Below are 335 nucleotides of genomic sequence, written 5' to 3' on the forward strand. Positions count from 1 at the left end.
TGTACGGGCAATTCATTTAGCCGGTCAATAGCCACTTCCCCATACACGGTGTCGCCAGACAATGTGGTAGCCTGCAAATCCACCGGCTGCTCCGACATCGGGATTAGGCTAGCGTTGACCTTCAGCAGGTTACGAATCAGGTTGATGGCATCAAGAGGCCTAACGCTAAGATTATCCAGCGCTTTTAACATCAGATTACCCAGGTTGTGGCCCGCCAGTTCGCCCTGACCGCCAAAGCGATATTCAAACATCGCCGAGGCAATGCTCGGTTCGGTGATAAGCTGATTGAGGCAGTTGCGAGTATCGCCCCAGGCAATGCCGCCTTCAGACTGGCG

1 protein-coding gene is annotated in these 335 nt (G+C 54.0%); it reads right to left on the reverse strand.

The features are described 5' to 3' along the window. A partial coding sequence (locus BG74_RS17375; RefSeq protein WP_244267379.1) for a 2-phospho-L-lactate transferase CofD family protein occupies positions 1-335 on the reverse strand: 335 nt, incomplete at both ends.

This window comes from Sodalis-like endosymbiont of Proechinophthirus fluctus, assembly GCF_001602625.1.
In the GTDB taxonomy this organism is placed as follows: domain Bacteria; phylum Pseudomonadota; class Gammaproteobacteria; order Enterobacterales; family Enterobacteriaceae.